A 15200-nucleotide genomic window follows, 5' to 3' on the forward strand; every position below is an offset into this window, starting at 1 on the left:
TTTCTTAAAATAAGTCGTCAAATAAACTTAATTGGTTATCTTCTGGCATATTACCCAAGATACCCATTTCATCTAATTTTTCAACAAGAGTCGATGATAAACCACCTCGTTTACGCAATTCTGTCTTAGAAAGAAATTCCCCTTCTGCACGCGCCGCAACCAGTTGCTTCGCAACGTTTTCTCCCAAGCCCTCAAGAGCTACAAATGGTGGAATCAAGGTATCTCCTTCAATTAAGAACTCAACCGCATTTGATTTATACAAGTCCAGTTGACCAAACTTAAAACCACGCTCTAACATCTCATTAACAATTTCAAGAGTGGTAAACAAGTCATTTTCAACATTACTTGCCTCATTACGCTGACGTTTTTCAGTAATATCCTTCATACGAGCCTTGACCGCATCCAGACCTGCACACATGGTTTTCAACTCAAAGGCCTTGGCACGAATAGAGAAATAAGCACAGTAATACATGATAGGATGGTGAACCTTGAAGTAGGCCACGCGCAAAGCCATTAAAACATAAGCTGCCGCATGAGCTTTTGGGAACATGTACTTGATCTTACCACAAGATTCAATGTACCAATCAGGGACATTGTTATCACGCATGGCTTGAATATAGCCATTACGCTCCTCCTCGGAAATCTTCAGCCACATCCCTTTACGAACCCGCTCCATGATGTTAAAGGCCATCTTAGGAGGAAGTCCCGCATGCATCAAGTAAACCATGATATCATCACGGCAGCCAATTACTGTTTTCAGTGTTGCAATACCTTGTTTAATCAAATCTTGTGCGTTGCCAAGCCAAACGTCCGTACCATGTGACAACCCTGACAACTGCAACAATTCCGCAAACGTCGTCGGTTTCGTCTCCTCAACCATGCCTCGAACAAAGTTTGTTCCAAACTCAGGAATCCCCAACATACCAGTTGGTGTTCCAATTTGCTCCGGTGTCACCCCAAGAATCTCCGTCCCAGAAAACAAGGCCATAACTCCTGGATCATCAGCTAAAATGTCCTTAGGATCAATACCTGATAAATCTTGTAACTTACGAACCATGGTCGGGTCATCGTGTCCCAGAACATCAAGTTTCAAAACATTCTCATCAATATCGTGGAAGTTAAAGTGAGTAGTCTGCCAAGCAGCATTTGCATCATCTGCAGGATATTGAACAGGTGTAAAATCATAAACATCCATATAATCTGGAATAACAACGATACCACCAGGGTGCTGCCCCGTGTTTCGTTTAACACCTGCCGCACCTTTTGCCAAACGGTCAACTTCAGCCTCACGGTAAAATTTACCATAATCACGCTCATAGCCCTTAACAAATCCATAAGCCGTCTTATCTGCAACTGTACCAACAGTTCCTGCACGGAAGGCATAATCTTCCCCGAAAATATCACGCACATCCAAATGAGCACTTGGCTGATCATCTCCAGAAAAGTTCAAGTCAATATCAGGAACCTTGTCCCCATCAAAACCAAGGAAGGTCTCAAAGGGAATATCCTGTCCATCCTTTTTATAGAGCGTTCCACATTCTGGACAATCCTTATTCGGCAAGTCATAACCAGAACCATAAGAACCATCTGTAATAAATTCGCTGTGCTGACAATTTGGACAAACATAATGCGGTGGCATCGGGTTCACTTCTGTAATCCCAATCATCGTCGCCACAAAACTTGACCCAACAGACCCACGCGAACCGACCAAGTAACCACGCTCATTAGAGCGATTTACCAACATCTGAGAAGCCAAATAAATCACCGCAAACCCATTACCAAGAATAGACGTCAATTCTTTTTCAATCCGCAGATCAATAATATCAGGCAACGGATTACCATAAATCTCAAACGCCTTTTGATAAGTCATTTCAGCAACTGTTTCTTCCGCCTGAGGAATGTAAGGTGTATATAGGTCTCCCTTAACCACCTCTACTTCTTCAATAATGTCTGCAAAAGCATTCGTATTCGTCACGACAACTTCATAAGCCAACTCTTCACCAAGAAAAGCAAAATCATCGAGCATTTCATTCGTGGTACGGAAATGAGCTTCTGGTAACGGTGCCGGTTGCGCATTCTCACCACGACCAATCGTACGGTTTATCAAGGCCCCTTGCCCCAAACTACGTACAATAATCTCTCGATAAATAGCATCTTCAGGCTCTAAATAATGGACATTACCCGTCGCCATAACTGGCTTAGCCGAACGACGCCCAACCTCAATCAAGTCTTTAATGACCTGCTGAACAGCAGCTTCATCCTTAATCAAATCCTTAGCAATCAGCGGTGCATAAATCGCAGGTGGCATGATTTCAATAAAATCATAGTATTTAGCAACCTCTACCGCCCCATCAATCCCTGATGAGAGAAGGGTATCAAAGACTTCACCCTCTGAGCAGGCTGTCCCTAATAGCAGTCCCTCACGGTGCGCATCTAAAATCGTTCGAGGAATACGAGCTACCCCTTCAAAGTATTTCACATTTGACAAGGAAACCAACTTAAAGATATTCTTCAAGCCAATCTGGTTCTGCACATAAATAGTCACATGCTTGACACGAGCCTTTTTATAAGAATCCTCAGCAATCAGTTTGGTATTTAATTCTGACAAATCAGTAATCCCATGGCGGTCCAACACATCATTAATAAAGATAAAAAGAAGTCGCCCTGTAGCTTCCGCATCATAATTGGCCATGTGGTGATGTTCCAAAGAAACTTGGAAACGCTTAGTCAACGGCCCTAAACCATGACGTTTAAATTCTGGATACAAATTCCGAGCAAATTCCAAGGTATCAATCACAGGTTGGGTGATGATTGGCAGACCGTGACGCTCATAATTGGCATTCATAAAGCCAACGTCAAAGGTTGCGTTATGGGCTACTAGAACTGTGCCTTCACAGAAAGCCTGGAATTCCTCTAAAACCTGCTGCAAAGGCTTTGCTCCACGAACATGATTGTCAGTAATCCCTGTTAATTCGGTTGTAAAAGCTGACAAAGGATGACCAGGATCAATGAACTCATCAAATTGCTCAACAATATTCCCCTTGTACATTTTGGATGCCGCAATCTGAATCAAACTGTTATGAACCGCAGAAAGCCCTGTTGTTTCAACGTCAAAAACCACATAGGTTGCTTCCTTCAACGGCATCGGAACTTCATTATAAGTAATCGGAACACTATCTTCAACTACATTCGCTTCTAAACCAAAAATAGCCTTAATACCAGCCTTCTTAGCCCTATGATAACCGTGTGGAAAGGATTGTACATTAGCATGGTCCGTAATGGCAATAGCAGGATGGCCAAAACGCTTAGCCGTATCAATCAAATCTTCAACCGTTGGCAAAGCATCCATAGTTGACATATTCGTATGAGCATGCAGCTCCACACGCTTTTGCCCTTCAGGCATCAGATCTTTACGAGGAGTATGCACAATTTCCTTAACTTGCTGAACATTCATTGTCAAACTCTTTGTGAAAGGATTCGTCTCAATATTTCCTTGGACACGAAGCCAAGCTCCTTTGGCAATCATATCAAATTTCTTGAGTTCTTCATCATCTTTAGCCCACTTTTGCATCGCAAAACTAGACGTATAATCCGTCATCTTGAAATTAATGATATGACGACCAGTCCTTGTTGTTTTCTTTTCAACATCAAACACAACCCCCTCAAATACAATACGATTTTCCTCAGTCTCAATCTCAATCATTGGCGTTATCGTCGCCTTCTCAAAACCAGCTTGACGCTGAGCCACACGTTCTTTAAAATCAAAACTAGGAGCTGCTTTTTCCTCTGCCATTGGTGCCATCGCCTCCAATGACTTCTGCGCCTCTAGATTCTCCTGAGTCGCCTTTTCAACTAAGGCCTCACGACTAGCCACAAATTCGTCTTGTAGCGCCTGAGTTATTTCCTTATGAGAAATTATATCAAACTGAGCTTTGTCAAAGCCAAAACGCTGAAACTGCTCTTCAAGCTTTGGTAAATGACTTTTTTTAAAATGATCATTATTGACAAAAGCTGGCGCTTCAATAATAAATTTACCATCAATAAACTGGACAGTCAAATTCATGAACGAAGCCTTAAAGCTGGCGCTGTTACACAATGGTAATTCAAAAGCCTCACGATAATATGCCTGAATTAAATCATCAGAAGCACTCGTATTTTCAGCATGAATATCAAAAGTCGCCTTAATATCTGCACGTTCAAAAGTCACCACTAATCGACTAGCTAATTCACGATAAAGTTCAATCGGTAGTATTTCTCCAAACAAAAAATGAAACTCCCAATGCCGACTAACTGTATGCACCTTTACTTCAAGAATATCCCCAGACGAAAAAACACTTGAATTTCTCCATTCAAGCGGCATTTCTATCTGCTCCATTAATTTCTTAAACAGTTCAGACATAACTTTCTCCTTGTCCATCGTATCACCATTTTAACATAAAAGTCCTAAAAACAAAACTCTCAAATAAAAACGATCCCAAACTTTAAATCATTAGTTACTCTTACGAAACATTCCCGTAGTTGCTAATTTCAATGAGTGGTTTCAGGATAGAAAAGTCAATTTTTTGACAAAACAATCAAATAACCCATATTATGCACGATCCAACAATCCTTATACCAACAATTTCAATTACCTTTATATCTGAAAACGTCAAAACTTTGTGGCGATAATGTTGAAAAATGGATGTTCTTCTATAAGTTGATAAGCTAAAATGTTAATATCATGTGGCGATTTTTATTTTTATAGTCCTCCAATCGCTTGATAGGACCGGGAGGAAGAACAACAGGAATGATTCCTTACACATTTATATTGACAAAAACGTTATAAGTATGCCATACCCCCTCAGACATAGGCCCCTGTCAATTAAAGTCGAATTATCCTATAAAAATAAAAAAAACGCTGATCAATCAACGCTTCCCATTTCTAAGCTATACCGGCGGCCGATAATCGGACGTTAAATTCAGTTAAATTACGTAACAAGAATAGGATAAAATCAAGGTAGTATCACTTATTAGCTATTATTGAAAAAGTATTTTTCGTACAAATTTCGTACACATTAAAAAATCTTCCTACAAATTAAGTAAGAAGATTTTTCTTTTTATTCTTTTCTACTTGATAGGTATTGTATCAAATATTTAACCAAATGATAACCTAAAACAGCAACTAAAATAATACCTATTATCCAAAGTACAATTGTCAACAGTCCACCTAAAAATGAAATAGTGCCAGAAATAATAGCTTCCCTATTAAAGTAGATGATTGCTAGAGGTATCAATGCGACCAAGCACCCACAACCTGTACAGCCAGGTTCTTCAGTGACTTCCTCAATTATTATTGCCATTACTTCTCCCTTAGTTCTTTCTTCTACGTTTTCCAGTATATCCTAAACCAAGCAACATACTAGCCCCTAACAGACCCAGTAACGATTCTTGTGAGCCTGTATTTGGTAAGGATTTATATTTTTCAACACGTGAATACGTAATTTTGTCTCCAACTTGTGTCACTCCTGCTTGTTTCACAACCTTTGTTGGTACAACAGTTGTTGTGGCTTTCTTACCATCAACGTAATCAACTACTACCCCACTACCATCTACAACAGGAGTAACAATACCACCATCCTTAGTGATAGCATCAGCTTTGTCTTTGAGGGCTTGAAGACGCTTAGCCTCAGCTTCAGCCTTGTCTTGCTCAGCTTTCAAATCAGCCAACTCACGGTAAGCATCAAGTTTTTCCTTAGCCGTAACCTTAAGACTAGCAAGCAAGTCCTTAGCAGTCTCATACTCTGCACGAGCTACTGCTAAAGCCTGTTTAGCTTCTTCAAGTTTAGTAGTAAGTTCTGGAAGAACGGCATTTTTATCTGCCAAAGCTTTAGCCAACTCTTCGTATTTAGCAGTGGCTTCGTCACTAGCAAGTTTAGCGTCTGCAAGTTTAGCATTAGCATCAGTAACCGCAAGTTTAGCTACCCCTTCAGCCTTACGAAGAAGTTCAAGAGTTTCTTTCTCCTCCTTCAAGACAACATTAGCTTTATCATTAGAAGCCTGAGCAGATACCAAATCAGCCTTAGCTTTAGCAAGAGCGTTAGCCTTATCTACTGCACTTGCCTTAGCTACCGCTAGGGTCTCTTTAGCTGTTTGAAGTGAAGCTTGGTCTTTCTCAAGTTGAGTTTCAGCATCTTTTACCGCCTGCTCAAGGGCAGGAATATCTACCGTACCTGACTTCAAGTTATCAAGTTGTTGCTTAGCGGTATCAAGAGCAGTCTTAGCTTCGTCATAGGCTTTTTGAGCATCTTCTACGACTTTTTGAGATTGTTCCCGTTCAGCCGTAAGTTCTTTAAGAATACCCTCTAGGCGAGATACCCCTGCTTGGTCTACGATAACAGTTGTTTTAGTTTCATACACAGGGACAGTCTCAACCTTACCACCAGTAACTGTCTCATAAGGACTGCTAATAGCAGAATCATTGCTATTACTAAAGACGATAAATGTCTTAGGCGCACGGTCAACTCCACCATTGAAGATATTAACAAACTCAAACCCCAAACCAACGGAATTATGTTTATTCTTACCTAACCCTAAAACCTCCAAAGCAGTAGCATATCCACTAGCACGACCACCATTTAAACCACCAAAAGCCTCTCCAAGCTCACCACGACCCTCAGATCCGTAAAGCTGTACCCCTAGGGTAGCTAAGAGGTTAAACTTCAAATCAGCCATAGTCTGTTTACGACCATCATTTTTAGCGTACTGTAAGGAATTGGCAGTCTCCGACCCAATAATAGTGTTATTACCAACAGAAGAAGCAACTGCCTTATCAACACTAACACCACTTCCCGCTTTCAAAGCAGGCTGTCCGGTAGCACCAGTATCACTGTTAAGACCAGTTGTTGTATTCCAAAAACCATTAGCAACTTTCTGACCGTTAGTCATACCCTTATAAGCAGGGAAAGTAGCGTTAAAGATAGACTCCACAACATTCTTACTATTCTGCAAGCTACCTTTAGTAACTTTCAAAGGCTCTGTTCCTACTTTTGAACGCAAATCATTAACCAAAGCAGTATAGAACAAAGCCAAATCAGTCAACTGCGCATCAGTTAAATTATCAACATCTACAAGAGTAGTAGCATCTGTATTGGATAAACTACCTTCAAAATTTTCTCTCCAGCTTTTAAAGGCGGCTGAATTAGGTGCCATGACGTTATTTAAGTCATCCAAAGGCTCATCATCCATACCGAAGAAACCATGCTTAATAGCATTATTTACATCTTCAACAGAACCTTTACCATCTGCAAGGTTTTTAATAGCAGTTAAGTACTCGTCATTGGTCAATACCCCATTGCTTTCGTACCAAGCTGAAGATGCAACACCATCATTAAGCGTAGTCTTGCCACCAGTAGAGGTAGTCTTAGTACCAGTCTGAACGGTCTCTGTCACTTCTTTACCTTTTTTAGCTTCATCAAGTTGACCCTGTACAGTCTTAACTTCTTGAGTTTTGCTATCAAGAGCAGTCTTAGCAGTCGCAAGAGCATCTGAAGCAGTCTTCTCGTCAGCAGTAGCCTTAGAAATTACCCCTTCCTGAGTTTTAATAGCCTCAGCCTTGTTAGTTTCTGCAGTCTGAGCAGTGGTAAGAACATCTTTAGCAGATTGTACCGCTTCTTTATCATTAGCTACCGTACTAGTCAAGTCCTTAACGTCCTGTTCAAGCTGAGCAGTATCAACCGTACCTGACAAGTCAGAAACTTTTTTCTCTGCATCAGCTACCGCACTAGCAGACTTATCTGCCTCAGCCTCAGCATCAGATACTACACCCTCTTGAGTTTCTACCTTAGAAGAAGCATCACTAAGACTAGCTTCAGCAGACTTAGCACCCTCACTAGCTGTCGCAAGAGCCATACCAGCTTGGTCAGCCTCTACTTTAGCAGACTCAACAGCCTCTGGCGTTACATCCGATACTTCATCTACCTGATTAGTCAAGTCATTAACAGTACCCTCAGCAGTAGCAACTGTACCCCCAAGCTCAGAAACTACACCCTCCTGAGCCTGAACCTTCTGATTAGCACTATCAGACTCAGCCTTAGCCGTAGCAACCTGTTCATCCGTAATACGAGGTTCTTCTTTTACTGGCTCAGTAACAACATCATTAGAAGAGGTAGAAACAACTTCAGTAGGTGTTTCTTTAGTTGAGGTAGTTACCTCATCTGCATTTACTACCCCACCCATAAGGGCTGAAGTAGTGAGAACTGAAATAACCGCACCAGTGCGTAACTTCTTAATGGTACCATGACCATTAGTTTCTATTTTTTTCATTAAAACTCTCCTTTTGGTATTGTTTCCAATCCATTATATGTTTTTACATACCATTATAGCATACTTTTATTTTATTTTGTATCGTTTGATGTACTTATTTTGTTAGGAATAGGATAGTAAAATGATACATAAAGGAATCAGATATGAAATACAATCAATTACAAGAACATATTGCACTTCGGATTCGTGAGTGTCGAAAAGAAAAAGGGTTAAGTCAGGAAAAATTATCAGAGATGGCAGGCTTAGGAATAAAAGCTATCCAAAATATCGAAAACCGAAAGTATGACTTCAAAATCAAAACCCTTGAAGCGGTTATCAAAGCATTAGAAATATCCGTGGAAGAATTTTATAATTTCCAATTTGAAGAAAATGAAATTTCGATTGAAACATTATCCGATAACATAGCCAATTTACCTAAGGAAAAACAAAATAGTGTCATTTCTTCCTTTAATGAAATTCTTAAGAATATAAAGTAAAAAGCCAAGTCTAAAAAATGACTTGGCTTTCTGTTTGTCCTACTCCATATAATTATCAAATCCATTGCGTGTCTGAGTTGATTTGATAAACTCTTCTAAATTATCCCAATCTTCAAATTCATCAACTATCGCAAATAATTCCAATCGTTCAGCTACTTGAGAAAATAGTTCAATGTTTTCTTTAGTCTCAAAAATCTTTTCGATTAGAGGTAGGTAATCAAGCACATTCGTTAATAGTTGCTCATTTTGTAATAACATAGGTAGAGCATAATGACGATTACTGGATTTCTTCATCTTCTCCAATATCTTAGGGAATTCTTTGTTTTCAATTCGATGCTCAATAATGTCCGTAACCTTGTCCATTATTACTTTATCATTGTTTTGAATGCCTTCGTATATTTTTTCTGAAATCTCTCTAAATTCTTTAACATCCATAATCGAATTGAAGGTGTGAGTAGTAATTTTAGCACTACCATACAAAACATTTTGAACCGTCGCTTCAGATAATAAAACTTTTTTAGCAATAAAATATTCTTTTTTCCCTTTTTCAAATTTTAAATCCTTTTCCTTTACGGTCGTTAAAAATTGTTGATACTCTGGTAGTTCTGTCACAAAATTTAAAGTTATTGTCGCAAGCAATAACATTTCTTCTCTAATTTTATCCTGTGATTTCATCATATCCTCCTCTTTCTATCTTATTATACAAAAATTCCAAAAATTTAGGGAGTTTTAACATAAAGTCAAAAAACACTATAAAATCAGGCTTTTAAAAACTTATTATTTTTATATTTTTTCTTATTATCAAATATGAGAATATAGCATTGTGAAATAGCTATTACACACAAATTGATATCTTCAATAAATTTGAAAATCCGTGATTTATTGATGAATTTTTAAAACGGTTAGAAAAAAGTTTAATATGGAAGCTAAAAACTTAACAACTCAAGGAAAATTTCTTGGTGCATTTGCAATTAAAGATTTCACAACTGGAATCGAAACCGGGGAAACCCAAATCACAATCGGAGAGCGAGTAGAGGGGCGCTTCATTCAAACAAATATAAAAACTAGAATGGTTAACATATCAGACTTTGAGTCAATTTTTGACGAAAAAGTAGAAATTACCCTCGAGGATGTCTCTATCAATCCGTATCCTAGCGGAAATCGAGCCTCACTTTCAATAAAAGCAAAGTCTGCTTTTATTGAACTTGTTTAAGTTAAGGGGAGATACTTCCCCTTTCTTTAGAAAGGAACTCTTATGTCTATTATTTCTTTGTTAATTATCTTATTCGCTGGATTTCTCTATATTATCATCAAAATTGATGCTATTAGAGAAAAACACAAACAAGCTCAAATTCTACGATTAAATTTACCTATAATCAGTGCTGACCTTGAGCAGGTGGTTGAAATGACATCAACTGTTTCAAAAAGCAAATTGCTATTTGATCGTCGCAATATCAGGTGCTTACAAAGTACTCCGAGTCAAGATACCCATCTTGTGACTTTCCCGATTATGCTTGACAAAAAGCCCGATACTGAGACAGAAGGATACCTTACACAAGTCTTTCTAACTCAGTTAGAACAGTTTCTATCTGACTCTACAATCTACGAAACCTGGTCTGATAAAGGCACAAATCTGCAATTTACTTATCAATTCGGAGATGTTCTGAGGTACAACAACCAGTACTATCTAAACCTCCTGATTACCTTCTCCTATAAGAAAGTTTAATAAATGAAATGTTTTCTCGATAAAAATCTCTTTGATTACGGAAATCACTTTTTCTGGGATATACCAGTTGAGCGTGTACCTCACGCTCTTTTGGTAGGTTCCAGCGGGTCTGGGAAGACCTATGCAACTAAAGTCTTTTTGGCACGGTTTGCTTACACATACCCAGAAGCTACGTTCCTAATTGGCGACTACAAAGCCGATACTGATTTTGCCTTTTTAGATGGATGTAAGGGATTTAAACGATTTGAAGAAGTCTCCGAACTCCTTACGTTAGCTTTATCCATTCTTGAAAATCGTCAAAAAGGAATCGATAAATCCAGAGAATTTGTAGTGGTCTGCTTCGATGAGTTCAATGCGTGGCAAAATAGCCTTGATAAAAAAGAACGTGAACAAGCCATTAAAGACTATACTCGGCTTATCCAGCTAGGACGTTCCTTTTCAATTTATGTCATTATTTCCCAGCAAGATGCACATAAAGCAAGTTTGGGGTTGTCACGTGATTCCATTGGTACAGTGATTGCACTGGGCAAATTATCTAAAGAAACGGTCTCCATGCTCTTCTCTGATGAAAAAGATGACATTGTGCGAAACAATCTCAGAGGTGTCGGCTACATGAAGATAGATGGGCAAGATAGTCGCCATATACTTGTACCAAGTCTCAATATGCCCCCTTTAGAAAACCTGATTCAGGAAGCTGTTCAACGTTCAGACTGCTATTTCCTTGATGAAGAGGCTGTTGCCCCGTAGCTCCAAGCGAAGGATCAGGCTTACAGCCTCGCCAGCTTTAGCTGGCTGACGTGGGTACTGTAATAACCCACGTTCCATTATTTTCTAAATTCTTTGCTTTGTACATTCCTCTTTAGGGAAAGAACCCTTCCCTACCCCAAAAGACTGTCAAATCAAGACTTTCTTACTGAGTAAAACTTAGGGTGCTTATCCACTGAAATAGTGGAATAATAAAAGCATAGGGATTTTGCTACTCAGTACAATAGTTAACTAAACCAATAATGACCGCCATGTTAACTATCACTTTCTAGGCGGAGAGAAGGAAATAAATTATGTTTTGTAAAAATGAAATTGAAGAGTATCTTCAAAAAAATAATGACCGAAAACCAGTCATCATGACTAGCATCGATGAGGCGACATTCGTCATCAAACCTACTGAAGAAACTGTAGGAGAATACCCTGATAATTGGTCTCAAATTGCGACAACAATTGGAGAAACAGTTTCCGAGAAACTATCTTTGCCTACTCTCTTTGGAGAGTGGATTCCTCTAAAGACACCTCCAGCAGGTTATACAGATGGGTTTACCTTTCAGAATCTCCCTTATTACTTCGCGATTGCTTGGCATGAGACCAATTTTACAATGGGCATTATCATTAAGTTCTCTGCCTCAGCTTTATCTCATTATAAAGCTTCTTATCAAGAGTATTATAATAAAGCGATTGATGTTCAGCAAATAGCTCAATTGCTTAACGAAGACTACTGGGAACTTCGATTGTCAAGAATAGATTTAGCAGTTGATTACTTCGATTTCCCCATTTCTGTCAATGACCTTTACCAAGGTCTGAAAAGTAAACGATATATCATTACCAATCACAAGGGACGTAAAAATATTTCTACTATCAGCGCTCAAGAAGTAAACGGTCAAGCACAAACTGTTTATATTGGTAGCAAGAAAAAGAATGTTAACGCTCTCTTACGTATCTATAACAAATATCAGGAGCAATTAGATAATCAAGGGCGCTACATGCACTTAACTAAGTATTGCGACTCTTGGGTGCGTATGGAAGCCTCATACAAAGGTATATACAGTAATCAGATTCTGGCCTTACTACTTACTATTGATAGTCCTCAAGATTTGAGTAAACTCATTGTCAATAAGATGATTGATAAATATTGCTTTCAAGATACGGAAACTGGAGAACCTCTTCCTTTCACCAGTGATTTACTAAAAGGATTTGGTAGCTTCCCAGCACTCGAATCTTTAAACTCCCGAAACAATGACCTTTTATCTACCATTTCACATTTAATGAAGGGTAGTGGGCTCTTTCCCCTTCTAATGAAAATTGAAAAAGTCTGGGGCAGTAAAGCCCGTAATCACTTTATCATTAGGCTAATTCAAGAGTATGAGACAAATTACACTCCCAACCTCGATGTAGAATTATGGTTAAATAAATTTGGTAAGGAACTTGAGAAACTCAATTTTGAAGATTTCTTTGAAGATGCCTTTCAAATTTTTTATCAAAAAAACAACATCACTCCTAAACGTCCCGCCAAGAACTCAAAGAGTGATGTTGCAGATTAGAAGAGATAGGCAGTAGCTTACCCCTACTGCTCATTATCTCATAATGAGAAAGGAAAATCTATGATGAAAGAAATAAAAGTTGATATATCAGACTTAACTATCAAACTTCCTCCGACGCATTTAATTGTGAGTAAGGAAGAATATCAAACTCTTCAAAAACAAAGCTCTCAAGGGCAGTACATGACCTTAAATGAGGTCCTAGAGTTACTTTCTGTTTCTCGCCCTTGGCTACTTGAAAATGTCCTCTATCGAGCTGATATTCGCCAAGAAATTGATATTGACCTAAGTCCTAATGGATTTGTTAAATATCCTCAGAATAAAGGTGGACGTTACTACTTTCTAGCTTCCAGAACAAGAGAATATTTCGAGAAGCACTTTGCACAAATTTTTAAAGTATGATATGATGACCAAGATACTATCTTGGTTATCCTTTTTTAGAAAGAGGTAATCAATGTCAATTTCATATAGCCAACGTGGCAAAAAGAACCTATGGACTTATCGCATCTTTGATAAGACAGGAAAACAACTCGCATCAAAAGGAGGATTCAAAACCAAGACAGGGGCGAAACAGGAAGCCATCCCATTAGAGAGCAAGCTCATAAGCGGTCTAACAATAGATAAAAATATCTCACTTTACCACCTATGGGAAAAATGGTATCAGCTTCATATTCTGCCGCAAGGAAAGATGCAATCCACATTGAACAAACATCTGAAGCGTGGACAACTCATTGATGAGTATTTCAAAGAAATCCCTTTAAGAGATATAAAAGCAAGTCAATACCAAGATTTCATCAACACTTATGCCCAGACAAATTGCAGGGATAATGTTAGCCGATTAAATAGTGAAGTCAAAAAAATCTTAGATTTTGCAAGACAAGACAAAATAGATTTTCATGATTTTACTATTGGTGTAAAACTTTCAGGCAAACCTGCCACCAAGAGCAAAGAAGAACGATATATTAACAGTAAATCGGATTATGTTAGACTACTAGACTATCTTCATAGAATAGCAAACTATAAAGATAGTGTTATTCCTTACTTGCTCTATATCCAACTTAAAACAGGTTTACGCTTTGGAGAGGCTCTGGGACTTACTTGGGATTGTATCAAATGGGATACAAAGGAAATCTATACATATAGACGTTATGATTCAGTTAGCAAAAGATGGACAAAAGCAAAGACTCCTGAATCTATTCGCACTATTCCCGTTGATGATGATACCCTCCAAATCTTCAAGCGTATCAAATCAGAACAAGCACAATGTCAAATAGATAACTCTGACAATATGTTATTCGTGAATATCTTCTATGGTATCCCCTCAAATAAAGCATGTAACAAACACCTACAAGGAATTTTAGAACAATTGAATATCTTTCCTCAAAATATGACCTGCACAGGAAATCGCCATACCTACGCTTCCATTCTCTTATCAGAGGATATTGACATTTGGGCAATAGCGAAAAACATGGGACACAAAGACATTAAACAAATTACAGAAATCTACGGACATCTTATCAAAGAGAAAGCAGAACAAGAAAATAATAAAGTTCGTCAAGCACTTCTCAAGCTCAAAGTAAGCTAAGAACAAAATTAATCTTCGTACAAATTTCGTACAAAAACAAAAGAAACGTTGAATTATCAACGTTTCTAATGCTTAAGCAATACCGGCGGCCGGGGTCGAACCGGCACGTCCGTGAGGACACTGGATTTTGAGTCCAGCGCGTCTGCCAATTCCGCCACGCCGGCTTAAAAATATAACTGGGGTAGCTGGATTCGAACCAACGCATGAGGGAGTCAAAGTCCCTTGCCTTACCGCTTGGCTATACCCCATTAAAATAGGCGAATGAGGGGAATCGAACCCCCGAATGTCAGAGCCACAATCTGATGTGTTAACCACTTCACCACATCCGCCATATTTTAAACACGGGCAGTAGGAATTGAACCCACACTGAAGGTTTTGGAGACCTTAGTTCTACCTTTAAACTATGCCCGTAAGATGGAAAGAGAGGGATTCGAACCCCCGAACCCAAAGGAGCGGATTTACAGTCCGCCGCGTTTAGCCTCTTCGCTATCTTTCCAATTAGTGCCGAGGACCGGAATCGAACCGGTACGAAGGTCACCCTTCGCAGGATTTTAAGTCCTGTGCGTCTGCCAGTTCCGCCACCCCGGCGCCTCAAGCGAATGACGGGATTCGAACCCGCGACCCCCACCTTGGCAAGGTGGTGTTCTACCACTGAACTACATTCGCATCTCTTTGACTTATGCCGGCTACATGACTTGAACACGCGACCCTCTGATTACAAATCAGATGCTCTACCAACTGAGCTAAGCCGGCCTATCTCTCTTATGCGGGTTAAGGGACTTGAACCCCCACGCCCTTCGGCGCCA

General features: G+C 39.2%; 11 protein-coding genes and 8 tRNA genes. 7 read left to right on the plus strand and 12 right to left on the minus strand.

Translation table 11 applies throughout. The annotated features are described in order from the left end of the window. Positions 1-4 precede the first annotated feature (4 nt). The 3 genes from GZ996_RS07770 to GZ996_RS07780 form a co-directional block, all read right to left on the minus strand. Positions 5-4399, minus strand: a complete 4395-nt coding sequence (locus tag GZ996_RS07770) for a PolC-type DNA polymerase III (RefSeq protein ID WP_162011757.1) — start codon at positions 4397-4399, stop codon at positions 5-7. Between the two features lie 697 nt (positions 4400-5096). After that, positions 5097-5339, minus strand: coding sequence for a hypothetical protein (locus GZ996_RS07775; protein WP_162011758.1), 243 nt, complete (start codon positions 5337-5339; stop codon positions 5097-5099). Between the two features lie 10 nt (positions 5340-5349). Beyond that, positions 5350-8301, minus strand: coding sequence for an LPXTG cell wall anchor domain-containing protein (locus GZ996_RS07780; protein ID WP_162011759.1), 2952 nt, complete (start codon positions 8299-8301; stop codon positions 5350-5352). A gap of 143 nt (positions 8302-8444) precedes the next feature. Here GZ996_RS07780 and GZ996_RS07785 point away from each other — a divergent pair, with 143 nt between their 5' ends. Further along, positions 8445-8777 carry a helix-turn-helix domain-containing protein gene (locus GZ996_RS07785; RefSeq protein WP_162011760.1) on the plus strand — a complete coding sequence of 111 codons (333 nt, stop codon included), beginning with the start codon at positions 8445-8447 and terminating at the stop codon, positions 8775-8777. A 39-nt stretch (positions 8778-8816) separates the two neighbouring features. On the opposite strand, the gene GZ996_RS07790 is transcribed toward GZ996_RS07785, so the two are convergent. Continuing rightward, positions 8817-9452 (minus strand): epsilon-antitoxin, encoded by a 636-nt coding sequence (locus tag GZ996_RS07790; protein WP_162011761.1) that lies wholly within the window; start codon positions 9450-9452, stop codon positions 8817-8819. A 244-nt stretch (positions 9453-9696) separates the two neighbouring features. Between GZ996_RS07790 and GZ996_RS07795 the strand changes: the two genes are divergently transcribed. From GZ996_RS07795 to GZ996_RS07820, 6 genes are all read left to right on the plus strand, one after another. Next, on the plus strand, positions 9697-9990 hold the full coding sequence (locus tag GZ996_RS07795) for a hypothetical protein (RefSeq protein ID WP_162011762.1): 294 nt from the start codon (positions 9697-9699) through the stop codon (positions 9988-9990). Positions 9991-10032: 42 nt separating this feature from the next. After that, positions 10033-10503, plus strand: a complete 471-nt coding sequence (locus GZ996_RS07800) for an RNA-binding protein (RefSeq protein ID WP_162011763.1) — start codon at positions 10033-10035, stop codon at positions 10501-10503. Between the two features lie 3 nt (positions 10504-10506). After that, positions 10507-11250: a cell division protein FtsK gene (locus GZ996_RS07805; protein WP_162011764.1), complete on the plus strand. Its 744-nt coding sequence runs from the start codon at positions 10507-10509 to the stop codon at positions 11248-11250. Between the two features lie 311 nt (positions 11251-11561). Continuing rightward, positions 11562-12812, plus strand: coding sequence for a replication initiation factor domain-containing protein (locus GZ996_RS07810; RefSeq protein WP_162011765.1), 1251 nt, complete (start codon positions 11562-11564; stop codon positions 12810-12812). Between the two features lie 63 nt (positions 12813-12875). Further along, positions 12876-13211: a DUF771 domain-containing protein gene (locus GZ996_RS07815; protein ID WP_162011768.1), complete on the plus strand. Its 336-nt coding sequence runs from the start codon at positions 12876-12878 to the stop codon at positions 13209-13211. 52 nt (positions 13212-13263) lie between these two features. Next, positions 13264-14394 (plus strand): tyrosine-type recombinase/integrase, encoded by a 1131-nt coding sequence (locus GZ996_RS07820; protein ID WP_162011766.1) that lies wholly within the window; start codon positions 13264-13266, stop codon positions 14392-14394. 80 nt (positions 14395-14474) lie between these two features. On the opposite strand, the gene GZ996_RS07825 is transcribed toward GZ996_RS07820, so the two are convergent. From GZ996_RS07825 to GZ996_RS07860, 8 genes are all read right to left on the minus strand, one after another. Beyond that, positions 14475-14558, minus strand: a tRNA-Leu gene (locus tag GZ996_RS07825). Positions 14559-14570: 12 nt separating this feature from the next. Beyond that, positions 14571-14642 (minus strand) — tRNA-Gln (locus tag GZ996_RS07830). Positions 14643-14650: 8 nt separating this feature from the next. Then, positions 14651-14723 (minus strand) — tRNA-His (locus GZ996_RS07835). Positions 14724-14734: 11 nt separating this feature from the next. Continuing rightward, a tRNA-Trp gene (locus GZ996_RS07840) sits at positions 14735-14805 on the minus strand. Positions 14806-14809: 4 nt separating this feature from the next. Then, a tRNA-Tyr gene (locus tag GZ996_RS07845) sits at positions 14810-14890 on the minus strand. A 6-nt stretch (positions 14891-14896) separates the two neighbouring features. Beyond that, positions 14897-14982: transfer RNA gene (locus tag GZ996_RS07850), tRNA-Leu, on the minus strand. 6 nt (positions 14983-14988) lie between these two features. Further along, positions 14989-15060 (minus strand) — tRNA-Gly (locus tag GZ996_RS07855). A 14-nt stretch (positions 15061-15074) separates the two neighbouring features. After that, a tRNA-Thr gene (locus tag GZ996_RS07860) sits at positions 15075-15147 on the minus strand. Between the last annotated feature and the right edge of the window lie 53 nt (positions 15148-15200).

Source organism: Streptococcus sp. S784/96/1, from assembly GCF_902729355.1.
Classification (GTDB): domain Bacteria; phylum Bacillota; class Bacilli; order Lactobacillales; family Streptococcaceae; genus Streptococcus; species Streptococcus caledonicus.

Excerpts from the sequence above, each read along its gene's own strand:
- GZ996_RS07770 (WP_162011757.1), bottom strand. The coding sequence starts at position 4,399 with ATGTCTGAACTGTTTAAGAAATTAATGGAGCAGATAGAAATGCCGCTT.
- GZ996_RS07775 (WP_162011758.1), bottom strand. The coding sequence starts at position 5,339 with ATGGCAATAATAATTGAGGAAGTCACTGAAGAACCTGGCTGTACAGGT.
- GZ996_RS07780 (WP_162011759.1), bottom strand. The coding sequence starts at position 8,301 with ATGAAAAAAATAGAAACTAATGGTCATGGTACCATTAAGAAGTTACGC.
- GZ996_RS07785 (WP_162011760.1), top strand. The coding sequence starts at position 8,445 with ATGAAATACAATCAATTACAAGAACATATTGCACTTCGGATTCGTGAG.
- GZ996_RS07790 (WP_162011761.1), bottom strand. The coding sequence starts at position 9,452 with ATGAAATCACAGGATAAAATTAGAGAAGAAATGTTATTGCTTGCGACA.
- GZ996_RS07795 (WP_162011762.1), top strand. The coding sequence starts at position 9,697 with ATGGAAGCTAAAAACTTAACAACTCAAGGAAAATTTCTTGGTGCATTT.
- GZ996_RS07800 (WP_162011763.1), top strand. The coding sequence starts at position 10,033 with ATGTCTATTATTTCTTTGTTAATTATCTTATTCGCTGGATTTCTCTAT.
- GZ996_RS07805 (WP_162011764.1), top strand. The coding sequence starts at position 10,507 with ATGAAATGTTTTCTCGATAAAAATCTCTTTGATTACGGAAATCACTTT.
- GZ996_RS07810 (WP_162011765.1), top strand. The coding sequence starts at position 11,562 with ATGTTTTGTAAAAATGAAATTGAAGAGTATCTTCAAAAAAATAATGAC.
- GZ996_RS07815 (WP_162011768.1), top strand. The coding sequence starts at position 12,876 with ATGAAAGAAATAAAAGTTGATATATCAGACTTAACTATCAAACTTCCT.
- GZ996_RS07820 (WP_162011766.1), top strand. The coding sequence starts at position 13,264 with ATGTCAATTTCATATAGCCAACGTGGCAAAAAGAACCTATGGACTTAT.